Genomic DNA, 13,641 nt, shown 5'->3' with positions numbered 1-13,641 from the left:
GCGGAACCCGACTTCACGGCTTGCGGCCGTGCACGGCGTACACCACGTTCGAGCAGGCCCGGAACCTCGGATCGGTGAACATGGCCCGCAGCTCCGCGAGTTCGTCGTCCGTCAGCCCCTCGCGCAGCAGCGCGTCCCGCAGGTGCCAGGTGTTGTGCACCTGCATCTCCAACTGCGGCGTGCCGGGAGCGAGCGTGTCGAGGTACGGCGACGCGTCCACGTCGACGAACCCGGCGCGTGCCATCGCGGCGGCACACTTCCGGCCCCACCCCTGGTCCGAACCGCGCGCCACGAAAGCCCTCAACTTGGCCTGTTGGTATCGCTCGTAGAGATCCGCGGCACGATCGTCCGGGGCGGTCAGCACCGGCGCGTACTCGGCGTCGAACTCCAACAGGTGCAGCACGCCGCCCGGCCGTAGCGCCGCGAACAGGCGCCCCAACGCGGCCTCCCGCGCGGGCAGATGGGACAGCACCAGCCGCACATGCACCAGGTCGAACGCGCCCTCCGGCAGCGCGTCCCGCACCACATCGTGCCGCCGCACCGTCAACGCGGGCCGCTCCGCCATCGGCATCGGCGCCACATCCGTGGCCAACACGGCACCACCGGGCCCGACTTGATCCGCCAGCCAGAGCGAGATGCTCCCCGCCCCGGCCCCGACATCCAGACAGCTCATCCCGGGCCGCACCCCGACCCGGCTCAGCTCGCCGATACTGATCCGGTCCAACCACCCGGCCAGACACCGATGTTGCCCACCGGCATGCGCGCTGGCGTTGTCGAACAGGTACGAACCGCCACCGCGCCCGGACGCCAACTCCCGTACCACGCCACCCATCAGGCGGCCCCGGCCGACTCGTCGACGGCCCGCTCACCCGGAGCATCCGCCACCGCGCCCTCCGCCCCCGCACCCTCCACGACCACAGTGCCCGCCCCCACCGCCCCCACCGCCCCCACCGCCCCCGCCGCATCCGACGACTCCGCCGCACGAGGCCCGGGCACCGCCACCGCCCCGGGCCGCTCCGCCGCGAACGCCAGCACCCGCTCGGCGGCCAACTTGCCCGAACGGACGGCACCTTCACTGCTCGGCCGGAGCATCACCCAGTCACCGGCGTACTCCACCGCCCGGGCCGGTCGGGCCAGGAACGCGGCACGCTCCCGCACCGCCGCCGGCGAACCCTGCGGCAGACCGAGCCGGAAGCGGTGCACCAAGGTACGGACGGTGGCGTCCCGCAGGCCCGGCAGGAAGCGCTCGGCCTCCGCACAGACCGTCTCCACGACCCGCTCGTCGGACTCGTCCAGCAACTCGGGGGAGATCCACGGCGACGCGAAGACACTCGCCAGGCCCCGCCCCTCGGGCGCGCGGCCCTCCGCCTTCAGATGGTCCAGGATCAGACCCGTGCACACCCGACTCTCGCTCTCCGGCACCGACATCGCGTAACTGGGGGAGCGGGTCGGACTCGGCAGCGGACGGTCCAGCAGACACGCGACCTTGAGCATCGGCGTGTACGTACTGGCCGCCAGGTACGGACGCGCGTCCGTCGCGGCATCTTCGTGCAGCTCCGATGCCAGCGGCGCGGGCACCGCCAGCACCACCTGCCGGGCCACCACCTCCGCGCCGTCGGCGAACCGCAGCCGCACGCCGTCCCCGCCGGGCTGCTCCCGGACGGCCACCACCCGCACGCCCACCTCCACCCGGAGGCGCTCGGCCAGCCGCCGGGCCAGGGTGTCCATGCCGTCCCGGTACGTCATCCACCGCGCGCCGGCCCCGCCGACCGACATCAGCGTCGCCACCATCGGCGCCATCGCGGACTTCTCCGGCCGCCACCCGAAGCAGTGACTGGAAAGCGGTTGCAGCATCGCGGCCAGCAGGTCCTGCCGCCCGGCCGAACCGGCGCAGAACTCGCTCAGCGTCCGGTCCCGACTGGGTGCGGTCTCCGGCCGGTCCGGGTCGAAGCCGCGCCAGGACGTGGACAGCTCCGCCGCGAACCGCAACCATGCCGCCCGCCCGCGCCAGGACAGCCCCGCACCTGTCAACAGCCCCTTCGGACGGCCCAGATGGGCATGCGCCCGGCCGCCCCGCCACAGCGCGAAGCCCGGCTCGATCACCGGTACCTCCGACTCCGGGATGCCGACCGCGCGAATCAGCTCCCAGGTCGCCTCGTACCCGGCACCCGCGATGGTCTCCGCGCCCTCGTCCAGCAGCCAGCCGTCCACCCGAGTGGACGCCATCCGCCCACCCACCCGGTCCGCACCCTCGAAGACCCGCACCTCACGCCCGGCGGCAGCCAGGTGGTGCGCCGCGGACAACCCCGCGATCCCCGCACCCACCACCGCGACATCGAGCTCGTCCACGCCCAACTCCTCCATCCGCTCCACCACCTGCCCGCCTGCCCACCGGCCACCTGCCGACCCGCCACCCACCGACCCACCGGCCACTGACCCGCGAGCTACCGCCCCACCGGCCGTCGCCCCACCGGCCACCGGCTCACGTCCACCGCCCCGTCCCGATCGGCGAACTCCCCGCCAGCACCTGCTCGCGCAACTCGTGCCGCCGCACCTTCCCGGTGGCCGTGCGCGGCACCGCGTCCCAGGGGACGAGCAGCGGCTCGGCCAGCGGCGGAAGATCGTGCACCGCGTCCTGCCAGCGCTGCGGGTCGAGGTCGCCGGCCGCGGTGACCAGCACCGGCTGCGGGCGGCCGTCCGCCACCGAGAGCAGTACCGCCTCCTCGACGTCCGGCAGCCGCTCGTGCAGCACGTCCTCGATCTCGACGCAGCTCAGTCCGGGAACCATGTCCACCTCCCGGTCCAGCACGAAGACCCGACCGTCCCGGGTGTGCACTCCGAGGTCGCCGGTGTTGAACCACGGGCCGTCGACCTTCTGCGCCCACCGTTCGGGTTCGCCGAGGTAGCCGAGGCACAGCGCGCCGGTGCGGGCGTACAGCATGCCGGTCTCGCCGCGCCGCACCGACCGCCCGGGCCGCTCGGGATCGGCCACCTTGACCCGTACCCACCCGGGCACCGGACGCCCCAGATCACGGGTGGTCGGATGCCGACCAGCGGGTGCGGAAAGCGCTTTCCGAGTTAGGAACCGGAAGCTCAACGGACCGGTCTCGCTCTGCCCCCAACCTTGCATCCACAACGGCCGCCGCCGCCGACTCGCCTGCAGGAAGGACCGCACCGTCGGCGGATGCATCGCATCGAAGGTCGAGATGAACAGCCGCACGTCCCGGAACGGATTCGCCTCGGAAGCACCGTCCTCGGCCAGCGACTGCCACCGCACGTAGTGCGACGGCATCGCCTCCAGCACGGTCGGCGGGTGGCTGCGCAGCAGCGCCGCGGCCGTCGACAGATCGGAGTCCGGCAGCAGGACGACGGTGCGCGGGGCCCGCCAGAACGCGCTGACGGTCCAGGTCAGCGCACGGCCATGGGCGAACGAGATGGCGCTGGCGACCGTGTCGTCCCCACGCACCGACAGCACCGGCCACGGCCGCGCCTCGAACGCGGACAGCCGCCGGATCAACGTCCGGGTGGAGTGCACCACCAGCTTGGGCACCCCGGTGGTCCCCGAGGTGTGAATGACCGCCAGCGGCTCGTCGTCCCCGCGCGAGTGCACCGGCGGAACCGCCCCGCCCCGCAGGTCGTCCGGCGTCAACGCACCCTCCGCAGGCCCGTCCAGGCACACCGTCCGGACGGCCAGCCGGTCCAGGTCGTGCCCGGCCGCCCGGGCGCCCGCCAGGACGTCCCGCTGGGTGACCAGCACGTCCGGACGCAGCCGATGCAGCAACGCGGCCAACCCGTCCGGCGCGACCCGGTCGGACAGCAGCGCGGGCACCGCCCCGAGCCGCGCCGCCGCGCACGCCAGCAGCACGTAGTCCCAGTGGTTGCGCTTCACGATCGCCACCGACGACCCCGGCCGCGCCCCCGCCGCCGCGAGCCAGGCCGCCGTCTCCCGCACCAACTCGGCCAGTGCGGCGGTGTCCCAGCTGCTGCCCCGGTTCGGTGCCAGATCCAGCGGACGCCCCAACTGGACGTTCACGGAAGGGCGTTGCTCGGCCAGGGTGTCGAAGAGCGGGCCGAGGTCGAGCGGCAACCGCCGCACCACGGACGCGAGTCCGCCGCCGCGCCGGGTCGCCCGGCCCGGCCCCGTCACAGCCCGCCGCCGAACACCGCGACCGCCAGGTCCACGCCCACCAGCAGCGCGCAGCACAGCCGGTGCAGGTGGATGCCCAGCCGGCGCGCGATCAGAATGTCGCCCCGGACGAACCCCAGCACCCACTGCCGGGCACGCAGCGCCATCACCGGAGCCATCACCAGCGGGAACCACCACGGCGCGATCCCGGCGACCGCCGAACCCACCAGCAGCGCCGCCTCCAGCGCCGAACACCCGCCCACGAAAGCGGCGTTGCCGCGCGGCGACACCAGCACGGCGACCGTCTTGCGGCCCACCGCCCGGTCACCCGGGATGTCATTGGTGTTGGAGTACACGCCGAACAGCAGCGGACCCAGGCCGAACACCAGCGCCTGCACCGCGACGAAGCCGTCGAAGCGCCCGGTCAGCAGGCCGTACAGCGGCAGTACGAACAGCCAGCCCAGCGCGGCCAGGAAGAACTCCTGGAAGCCGTTGTAGCTGATCCGCAGCCACCACGAGTACTGGAAGCCGCACACCGCCAGCGCGATCACCCCGGCCACCGCCCAGGCCGGCCGGGCCGGCGCCAACGCGACCGCCGCCAGCCAGCACAGCACGCACGCCGCCACCGTCGCCCAGCCGAACCTGATCGCCTGCGGCTCGGTCAACGTGCCTGCCACCAAAGGCTTTCGGGCCAGCCGACGGGCCGGCGCGTCGGGCCCGTAGTTCACCGCGTCGCTGCCGTCCCGGTAGCCGGTCACGTCGTCGAAGGTGCACATCGCCGCGCTCATCGCGACCTCGCCGCCGAGGAACAGCATCAGTACCGCCAGCGTGACGCCGACTCCTGCCCCGACCGTCGCACCCGACCCGGTCGCCACCACCATCGCGGCGACCAGCGGAACGCTCAAGTAGTAGTCGTAGATGTCGAGTTTGGCCAACCTGGCGTACGCCCGCCAGGCGGCCGGAGCGCCCGCGGGGGCGATTGCCGCCCCGGGGGCAGCGACCGCCGCCTCCGGGGCGGCGGACACAGCGACATGCTCCACGGAAACGCAGTCCTCTCAATGGCGGCCGCAACCCCGGGACGCCACTGCGCCGGGGGGCCTCAGACAACGAGCCGACCGCGCTGACGGCGCGTCAATTCGCCACGACAGGCGAGAAGTCGGCGCTGAACATGATGACACAGAGCCACCGGTTTGATGCATTTCTGTGATAAGCGCAAAAGCGGGCGGGCGGCTATTCCGCCGCCCGCCCGCCCATATTTTCGATCCGCAGAATCAGGCCCTCAGGCCGAGAAACTCCCCGCGCCACCCGGCACGTGCGTCCCGTAACCGGGCTGCACCGTCACCGACGGGCCGACGCAGAACGGGTTGCCGTACACGTGCACCGGACGGTCCGTCCGGTTGTTCAACACGTGGGCGATGGTGGGGAGTTGCTGGCAGCCGGACGGGTTGCGGTAGACGTCCAGCGGCTGCGCCTCGGTGGAGAACACCACCACCTCACCGCTCGCCGAGCGCGTCGCGGCAGGCGCGGGAGCCGCCATGCCGAGCACCGAGGCTGCAGCCATCAGGGAAACCAGAATTGTTCGCACAATCATCCTTAAACATGATCGACGCCCGGGAATGTTGCGGGCTCATCCCATCGCTATCGCGCTCCCGCGCCCGAATTCCAACCGTGCACTCCGCATTCACCCACCTGGCCGGAGCCCGGCCCCGCCCGGTCACTCTGTCCGCACCACCGCGCGCCCCCGGCCGCCCGTTGATCCGCAGTCGCCGCCGGCCCCTCGCTCCCGGCTTTTCGCTTCGCGCCCGGACCGTCATCCGATCGAACTACCATCCCTCCATGACGACCCAGCCGTCCGCCCGTCCCGCCCACTTCGGCCCCAACACGCACTGCCACTGGTGCGGAACGTCGTACCCGGCCGGCACCGCGACCTGGCCGCGCACCTGCCCCGGCTGCCACGAGACCAGCTACCGCAACCCGCTCCCGGTCACCGTCGCACTCCTCCCCGTCCACCACCCCGACGGGGACACCCGGCTCACCGTCATCCGCCGCACCATCGAACCCGGACTCGGTGAACTCGCCCTCCCCGGCGGCTACGTCGACTACGGCGAGAGCTGGCAGCAGGCCGCCGTCCGCGAACTGCGGGAGGAGACCGGCATCCTGGCCGACCCCGCCGACGCCCGCCTGGTCTCCACCGACTCCGACACCCTCGGCGGATTCCTCTGTCTGTTCGCCCTCCTCCCCGCCCGCAACCTCGCCGACCTCCCCCCGTCCACCCCCACCGACGAGACCGACGGCTGGCACCTCGCCACCCTCGACACCCCGCTCGCCTTCCCCTTCCACACCCGCGTGGCCCGCTCCTGGTTCAACGGCGAGTTCGCCCACCCACTGAGCACGCGGTAAGCGGTAAGGGCGCAGGACGAGCAGCCCGGGGGAGAGGGAAAGCGCTTACCGCCCACCCGTTCGAGGGAGCCCGACCCAACGGGAAGGCGCTTTCCCGCCGCCCGCCGCCGCGCCCCGCCCCACGCCGTGCGGCCCACTGACCCGGAAGCGGCGCGACCGAACGGGTAAGCGCTTTCCCGCCGCACCCGGCATCTGCCGCCTCGGTGGCCCGACCCAACCGGTAAGCGCTTTCCCGTCGCCACCGGACATCCGCCCGTCCTACGGTGCCCGACCCAACCGGTAAGCGCTTTCCCGCCGTCCCCCCAGCGCTGCCCTCACCCCGCCGCTACTTCCCCAGCACCGCCATCGCCGCGTTGTGCCCGGGAATCCCACTGACCCCGCCACCCCGCACCGCCCCGGCCCCGCACGCCAGGACGCGGGCGTTCTCGGTCTCCACGCCCCACCGGCCGGACGCTCGTTCCGGAACCCCGGCGCCCTCCCGAACCCCGTCCTCCTCCCGGAACGGGAACGCCAACTCCCGGTGGAAGATGTTGCCGCCCGGCAGCCGAAGATCGGCCGCCAGGTCCAACGGGCTCCGCACCTCCAGGCACGGCCGACCGTCCCCGTCGACCGCCAGGCAGTCCGCGAGCGGCTCCGCCAGCACCCCGTCGAGCGCGGCCATCACGCCCTTCAGCGCTGCCCGCCGCGCCCCCTCCGGATCGTCGGCGAACAGCCGCGCGGGCATCTGCAGGCCGAACAGCGTGAGCGTGTGCCACCCGGCCGGCACCTCCGGCCCCAGAATCGACCGGTCCGCCAGCGAGTGACAGTAGATCTCGGACGGCGCGGGGGAGGGGAGCCGCCCCGCCGAAGCCACTCGGTAAGCGCTTTCCAACTCCCGATACGACTCCGCGACATGGAACGTCCCCCCGAACGCGTCCCGTACATCCACCGCGCCGTCCCGTAGCCGAGGGAGCCGCCGAAGCAGCATGTTGACCTTCAGCTGCGCCCCCTCCGGAGTCTCCGGAGGCCCCGCCCCCTCACCCGCCGCCGCTGCGGCCCCCGCCCCCGACTCGCCACCCAACAGCCGCGCCAACTCCGCTGGCGCAGCGTTGCACAACACCCAGTGCGCGCCGACCCGCCGCTCCACCCCGTCCGCATCCAGGTACCCGACCTCGGCCGGTCGCCCCGGCCCGCCCGGATCCACCGCGACGACCTCGCACTCCGTCCGGAACTCCGCCCCGCCCGCCCGGGCCGCGTCGGCCAGCGCACCTGTCACCGCACCCATGCCGCCCACCGGCACGTCCCAGTCGCCGGTGCCCCCGCCGATCACGTGGTAGAGGAAGCACCGGTTCTGCCGCAGCGAGGGATCGTGCGCATGAGTGAACGTCCCGATGAGGGCGTCCGTCAGCACCACGCCCCGCACCACGTCGTCCGTGAACCGCCGCTCCAGTGCCTCGCCCAACGGCCGCTCGAACAGTTCCGCCCAGGCCACCGGATCGCCGACCCGCGCACGCAGTTCCGCCCGCGACGGCAACGGCTCCGTCAGTCCGGGGAACACCCGCTGCGCCACCCGCCCAGTCATCCCGTAGAACTCCTGCCAGGCTGCGAACTCCTGTTCTCCGCCCGTCAGTTCGCGGAAGGAGTCGGCCGTCCGCCGCTCGTCCGAGGCATCCACCAGCAGTCCGCCGGCCCTCCCGTCCCGCTCCCACGGCGTGTACGAGGAGATCCGCCGACGCCGCAGCTCCACCCGGACGCCCAGGTCCTCGAGGATCCGCCGCGGCAGCAGGCTCACCAGGTACGAGTAGCGGGACAGCCGCGCATCGACCCCGGGAAACGCCCGCTCGGAGACCGCCGCCCCACCCACGTGCCCGAGCCGCTCCAGCACCAGCACCCGCAACCCGGCCCGCCCCAAATACCCGGCCGCCACAAGCCCGTTGTGCCCGCCACCCACGATCACCACGTCATAAGCCACCGTCATCCCGCCGTCCTACCACCCCCCACCGCCGCCCACCACCCCACCGCCGCCCACCACCCACCGCGCAGCAGTCGCCGCCCCACTCACATGCCCGTACCGCCCCAGCACCCCGCACGGTCCACCACCAGGATGAACCCTGGACCCCCGGGCCATCACGTGGCATGGTCTGCACCGTCAGCACCCACGGACGGCCTGCCACAAGCCCATCCGTCCCCACCGGCCTGGAGACCACCACGTGAGCACCCCTCCGACTTCCCAGGACCAGCAGCCCCCGCACCCCGAGCCGACCGAGCCGACCGAGCCGACGACACTGACCGAGCCGACCGAGCGGACCGACCCGACGGCACCGACCGCCCCGCTCTGGCGCCCGGCCCCCGCCCGCGCCGCCGCCAGCCGGCTGGTCGCCTTCCAGCGCTGGGCCGCCGAGCACCACGGAGCCCCGGCCGCCCCGCTCGCGCCGGTCGCCACCGACGCCGAGGCCGCCACTCGCTACGCGGACCTCCACCGCTGGTCCGTCGAGGACCTCCCGCGCTTCTGGACCGCCGTCACCGAGTACTTCGACGTGCGCTTCCACACCCCGCCCACCGCCGTCCTCGCCGAGCCGGCCACCATGCCGGGTGCGAGCTGGTTCCCGGGCGCCACCCTCAACTACGCCGAGCACGCCCTGCGCGCCGCCGAGGACCCGGCCAACGCCGACCGCCCGGCGATTCTCCACCTCGACGAGCGGACCGCCGAGCCCGTCGCCACCAGCTGGTCCGAACTGCGCCGCCAGGTCGGCTCGTTGGCCGCCGCGCTGCGGGCCCGGGGCGTCCGCCCGGGCGACCGGGTAAGCGCTTACCTGCCGAACATCCCGCAGGCCGCCGTCGCCCTGCTCGCCACCGCCGCCGTCGGCGCCACCTGGACCAGCTGCGCCCCCGACTTCGGCGCCCGCAGCGTCCTCGACCGCTTCCAGCAGATCGAGCCGACCGTCCTGTTCGCCGTCGACGGCTACCACTACGGCGGCAAGAACCACGACCGCACCGAGGTGGTCGCCGAGCTCCGCCGCGAACTCCCCACCCTCCGCACGGTCGTCCACGTCCCGCTGCTCGACACCCCCGCCCCCGAGGGCACGCTCCACTACGACGACCTGGTGGCCGGGGAGGCCGAGCCGGTCTTCGAACCCGTCCCCTTCGACCACCCGCTCTGGGTGCTCTACTCCTCCGGCACCACCGGCCTCCCGAAGGCCATCGTGCAGAGCCAGGGCGGCATCCTGGTCGAGCACCTCAAGCAGGCCGCCCTCCACCTCGACCTCGGCCCGGACGACCGCTTCCTCTGGTACACGTCCACCGGCTGGATGATGTGGAACTTCCTCCTCGCCGGCCTGCTCACCGGAACCACGATCGTCACCTACGACGGCAGCCCGGGACACCCCGACACCGGCGCCCTCTGGTCGGTCGCCGCCCGCACCCGCGCCACCGTCCTGGGCACCTCCGCCGCCTACGTCATCGCAAGCCGCAAGGCCGAACTGCACCCCGGACGCGACCTCGACCTGTCCGCCGTCCGCTGCCTCGGCACCACCGGCTCCCCGCTCCCGCCCGACGGCTTCCAGTGGATCTACGACGAGGTCAAGCCGGACGTCTGGCTCGCCTCCGTCAGCGGCGGCACCGACGTCTGCTCCTGCTTCGTCGGCGGCGTCCCCACCCTCCCCGTGCACCTCGGCGAGATCCAGGCCCCCTGCCTCGGCGCCGCCGTCGAAGCCTGGGACCCCGCCGGCCACCCGCTCACCGACGCGGTCGGCGAGCTCGTCGTCACCAAGCCGCTCCCGTCCATGCCCACCGGCTTCTGGAACGACCCCGACGGCGTTCGCTACCACGACAGCTACTTCGACACCTACCCCGGCATCTGGCGCCACGGCGACTGGATCACCGCCACCGGCCGCGGCACCGTCGTCATCCACGGCCGCTCCGACTCCACCCTCAACCGCCAGGGTGTCCGGATGGGCTCCGCCGACATCTACGAGGTCGTCGAACGCCTCCCCGAGATCGCCGAATCCCTGGTCATCGGCCTGGAGGAACCCGACGGCGGCTACTGGATGCCGCTCTTCGTGGTGCTCGCCCCCGGTGCCGTCCTGGACGACGACCTCACCGCCCGCATCCGCACCTCGCTGCGCACCGAACTCTCCCCGCGCCACGTCCCCGACGAGGTGATCACCGTCCAGGGCCTCCCGCACACCCTCACCGGCAAGCGCCTCGAAGTCCCCGTCAAGCGCCTGCTCGCCGGCACCCCGCTCACCAAGGCAGTCAACCCCGGTTCGGTCGACAACCTCGACCACCTGCGCTTCTTCGAACAGCTCGCCACCACCCGCAAGCACTGACCCGCAAGCACCGACCCGCAAGCACTGAACCGCAAAGCACCGACCGCACACCAATGCCCCGAGGGGCCGCCGCCAACCCCCACGGTGGCAGCGACCCCTCGGGAGTCGAAGGTCCGGACGGCGCTACGCCCCGGACAACACCTGCCGCGCCGCGGCCCGCGCCTCCTCGGCCGAGTCGGCCGCCCGCGCCGCCTCCGCCGCCTGCCGGCACTGCGCCAACGATGCCTGCGCCAACGCCGAGCGCACGTACGGGATCGACGCCGCCCCCATCGACAGACTGGTCACCCCCAGGCCCGTCAGCACACACGCCAGCAATGGGTCCGACGCCGCCTCCCCGCACACCCCGCAGCTCTTCCCCGCAGCCGTCGCCGCCTCCGCCGCCGCCGCGATCAGATCCAGCAGCGCCGGCTGCCACGGATCCTGCAGCCGCGCCAGCGACCCCACCTGCCGGTCCGCCGCGAACGCGTACTGCGCCAGGTCGTTCGTCCCCAACGACAGGAACTCCACTTCCCGCAGCAACGACCCCGCCCGCAGCGCGGCCGACGGAATCTCCACCATCGCCCCGACCTTGGCGTCCAACCCCGCCTCCCGACAGGCCGCCGCGAACGCCCGCGCATCCTCCCGGTCCGCCACCATCGGCGCCATCACCTCCAGGCGCACCGACAGCCCCTCCACCGCCCGCGTCAACGCCCGCAACTGCGAACGCAACACCTCCGGGTGCTCCAACAACGTCCGCAGACCCCGCACCCCCAGCGCCGGATTCGGCTCGTCCCCGGGCGTCAGGAAGTCCAGCGGCTTGTCCGCCCCCGCATCCAGCACCCGCACCACCACCCGGCCCTCCGGGAACGCCTCCAACACCTTCCGGTACGCCTGGACCTGCTTGTCCTCGCTCGGCGCCTTCGCCGAATCGTCGAGAAAGAGGAACTCGGTCCGGAACAGCCCGACGCCCTCCGCCCCGTTCTCCACCGCCGCCGGCACGTCCGCCGGACCCCCCACATTCGCCAGCAGCGGCACCATGAACCCGTCCGACGTCCGCCCCGGCCCCGAGGACGCCGCCAACGCCGCCTGCTGCTCCGCGGCCAGCCGCCGCAACTCCTCCCGCCGCTCCGCCGACGGCTCCACCAGCACCTCGCCGGTCGACCCGTCCACCGCGACCACCACCCCCTCCGCCACCTCCGTCGCCCGCGGCATCGCCACCACCGCCGGCACCCCCATCGCCCGCGCCAGAATCGCGCTGTGCGAAGTCGGCCCGCCCTCCTCGGTCACGAACCCCAGCACCAGCGCCGGATCCAGCAACGCCGTGTCCGCCGGCGCCAGGTCCCGCGCCAGCAGCACGTACGGCTCGTCACTGTCCGGCACCCCCGGCATCGGCACCCCCAGCAGCCGCGCCACGATCCGGTTCCGCACGTCGTCCAGGTCCGCGACCCGCCCCGCCAAGTACTCGCCCGCCGCCGCCAGCAGGTCCCGGTACGCGGCGAACGCGTCGTACACCCCGCGCTCCGCACTGTTGCCCTCCGAGATCCGCCGGTTCACGTCCGCCAGCAGCTCCGGGTCCTGCGCCATCAGCGCCTGGGCCTCCAGCACCGCCTGCGCCTCACCACCTGCCAGGTTCCCGCGCGCGATCAGATCCGCCGCCACCGCCTCGACCGCGGCCTGTGCCCGAGCCTGCTCACGCGGCACCTCCGCAGCCGCGACCTGCGTGGTCGGCGGCTCCAGCACCGCCGTCCCCATGTGCCGCACCGGCCCGATGGCGACCCCGTGACTCACGCCCACACCGTGCAGCGTCCGCTCCATGGTCCGAACCCCTTCGCCCGTTGTCGCCGTCAGTTCCAGACGAACAGGTCGCCGCCGGCCGTGACCTCACCGGACTCCGCCACCCCGCTCAACTGGTCCGCCGACGCCTCCAGCGCCACGATCGGCGAAATCGGCGACTTCCCCGCCGCCTCCACCGCCGCCGGATTCCACTTGATCACCGGCTGCCCCCGCTTCACCCGATCCCCCTTGTGCACGAGCAGCTCGAACCCCTCCCCATTGAGCTGCACCGTGTCGATCCCCAGATGCGTCAGCACCCCGTGCCCGTTCTCGTCCATCACCACGAACGCGTGCGGGTGCATCGACACCACCTGCCCGTCCACCGGCGACACCGCCTCCACCGGCTCCCGCAGCGGATCGATCGCCGTCCCCGGCCCGACCATCGCTCCCGCGAACACCGGGTCGGGCACATTGGCGAGGCCGACGGCACGTCCGGCGAGCGGCGACGTCACAGTGGTCATGGTGGAGCCTCCCAGGTACGGAGTACATCGCGTGCGGCCGCGGGGCAGCGGCCCGTTGATCGACGGACCCAAAGTACGTCAACTCAGACATTTTGGTACGTAACGCCCACGCGTCGCCCGAGTGAAGATCACCCCCGACATTCACCCCGCCGTGCACGAACCGACCTTCGCGCACCCTCTCCTCCGAACCCGCCACCCTCAAGTGGTCTAGTCCTCTTGGCCAACGCGCCGCACTCTACGGCATCCGGGTGAGCCCCCCTCGGCCCCTCCCGCACGGGCTGGCGCTGCCGTCCGAGTGATCCGCTCCGGCCTCGATTAGGCACTCGGCCACCGACCCGCTATCGTTGCTCAGGTCGCCGCGCAACGGCGGTAAACAGAGCAAGTCGAGAACGTAAACCCTCGGTCAACACCGCGGAAACGATCTGATAAGCTCGAAACACGAACGAAGCGCCCGGAGGGTCCGCAGGAATGCGGCTCGAAGGAAGCGTCCGTTCCTTGAGAACTCAACAGCGTGCCAAAAGTCAACGCCAGATAT

The 13,641-nt window shown here is 72.7% G+C and carries 11 protein-coding genes; 2 read left to right on the top strand and 9 right to left on the bottom strand.

Features of this window, described 5'->3' with window-relative positions; genetic code table 11:
• Window positions 1-13 precede the first annotated feature (13 nt).
• The 5 genes from ACFV4P_RS29010 to ACFV4P_RS28990 all read right to left on the bottom strand — a co-directional run bounded on the left by ACFV4P_RS29010 (window position 14) and on the right by ACFV4P_RS28990 (window position 5,687).
• Window positions 14-832 carry a methyltransferase gene (locus tag ACFV4P_RS29010; RefSeq protein ID WP_380476099.1) on the bottom strand — a complete coding sequence of 273 codons (819 nt, stop codon included), beginning with the start codon at window positions 830-832 and terminating at the stop codon, window positions 14-16.
• Window positions 832-2,349 (bottom strand): protoporphyrinogen/coproporphyrinogen oxidase, encoded by a 1,518-nt coding sequence (locus tag ACFV4P_RS29005; protein WP_380476097.1) that lies wholly within the window; start codon window positions 2,347-2,349, stop codon window positions 832-834. The genes ACFV4P_RS29010 and ACFV4P_RS29005 overlap by 1 nt, the downstream gene beginning before the upstream one ends.
• Before the next feature lie 133 nt (window positions 2,350-2,482).
• A complete protein-coding gene (locus ACFV4P_RS29000; RefSeq protein WP_380476333.1) occupies window positions 2,483-4,096 on the bottom strand; it encodes a class I adenylate-forming enzyme family protein in 1,614 nt (537 codons plus the stop codon).
• Window positions 4,097-4,143: 47 nt separating this feature from the next.
• On the bottom strand, window positions 4,144-5,166 hold the full coding sequence (locus ACFV4P_RS28995; protein WP_380476095.1) for a UbiA family prenyltransferase: 1,023 nt from the start codon (window positions 5,164-5,166) through the stop codon (window positions 4,144-4,146).
• Between the two features lie 239 nt (window positions 5,167-5,405).
• Window positions 5,406-5,687 (bottom strand): hypothetical protein, encoded by a 282-nt coding sequence (locus ACFV4P_RS28990; RefSeq protein ID WP_380476093.1) that lies wholly within the window; start codon window positions 5,685-5,687, stop codon window positions 5,406-5,408.
• Window positions 5,688-5,962: 275 nt separating this feature from the next.
• Between ACFV4P_RS28990 and ACFV4P_RS28985 the strand changes: the two genes are divergently transcribed.
• The gene (locus ACFV4P_RS28985) at window positions 5,963-6,526 is read left to right on the top strand and encodes an NUDIX domain-containing protein (RefSeq protein ID WP_380476091.1); all 564 of its coding nucleotides are present in this window, start codon (window positions 5,963-5,965) and stop codon (window positions 6,524-6,526) included.
• Between the two features lie 325 nt (window positions 6,527-6,851).
• Here ACFV4P_RS28985 and ACFV4P_RS28980 read toward each other — a convergent pair whose 3' ends face one another.
• Window positions 6,852-8,483, bottom strand: coding sequence for a phytoene desaturase family protein (locus tag ACFV4P_RS28980; RefSeq protein ID WP_380476089.1), 1,632 nt, complete (start codon window positions 8,481-8,483; stop codon window positions 6,852-6,854).
• A 307-nt stretch (window positions 8,484-8,790) separates the two neighbouring features.
• Between ACFV4P_RS28980 and ACFV4P_RS28975 the strand changes: the two genes are divergently transcribed.
• Window positions 8,791-10,833 (top strand): acetoacetate--CoA ligase, encoded by a 2,043-nt coding sequence (locus ACFV4P_RS28975; protein ID WP_380476331.1) that lies wholly within the window; start codon window positions 8,791-8,793, stop codon window positions 10,831-10,833.
• Window positions 10,834-10,956: 123 nt separating this feature from the next.
• Here the strand turns inward: ACFV4P_RS28975 and ptsP are convergent, their stop codons facing one another.
• From ptsP to ACFV4P_RS28960, 3 genes are all read right to left on the bottom strand, one after another.
• Window positions 10,957-12,627, bottom strand: a complete 1,671-nt coding sequence (gene ptsP, locus ACFV4P_RS28970; RefSeq protein WP_380476087.1) for a phosphoenolpyruvate--protein phosphotransferase — start codon at window positions 12,625-12,627, stop codon at window positions 10,957-10,959.
• Window positions 12,628-12,656: 29 nt separating this feature from the next.
• A complete protein-coding gene (locus tag ACFV4P_RS28965; protein WP_073816059.1) occupies window positions 12,657-13,106 on the bottom strand; it encodes a PTS glucose transporter subunit IIA in 450 nt (149 codons plus the stop codon).
• A gap of 348 nt (window positions 13,107-13,454) precedes the next feature.
• A partial coding sequence (locus ACFV4P_RS28960) for a hypothetical protein (RefSeq protein ID WP_380476085.1) occupies window positions 13,455-13,641 on the bottom strand: 187 nt, incomplete at its 5' end.

The organism is Kitasatospora sp. NPDC059795, assembly GCF_042732175.1.
GTDB lineage: Bacteria > Actinomycetota > Actinomycetes > Streptomycetales > Streptomycetaceae > Kitasatospora.
This window is presented reverse-complemented; position numbering and strand designations above follow the sequence as displayed.

Excerpts from the sequence above, each read along its gene's own strand:
- ACFV4P_RS28990 (WP_380476093.1), bottom strand. The coding sequence starts at position 5,687 with ATGGCTGCAGCCTCGGTGCTCGGCATGGCGGCTCCCGCGCCTGCCGCG.
- ACFV4P_RS29010 (WP_380476099.1), bottom strand. The coding sequence starts at position 832 with ATGGGTGGCGTGGTACGGGAGTTGGCGTCCGGGCGCGGTGGCGGTTCG.
- ACFV4P_RS28980 (WP_380476089.1), bottom strand. The coding sequence starts at position 8,483 with ATGACGGTGGCTTATGACGTGGTGATCGTGGGTGGCGGGCACAACGGG.
- ACFV4P_RS28965 (WP_073816059.1), bottom strand. The coding sequence starts at position 13,106 with ATGACCACTGTGACGTCGCCGCTCGCCGGACGTGCCGTCGGCCTCGCC.
- ptsP (WP_380476087.1), bottom strand. The coding sequence starts at position 12,627 with ATGGAGCGGACGCTGCACGGTGTGGGCGTGAGTCACGGGGTCGCCATC.
- ACFV4P_RS28985 (WP_380476091.1), top strand. The coding sequence starts at position 5,963 with ATGACGACCCAGCCGTCCGCCCGTCCCGCCCACTTCGGCCCCAACACG.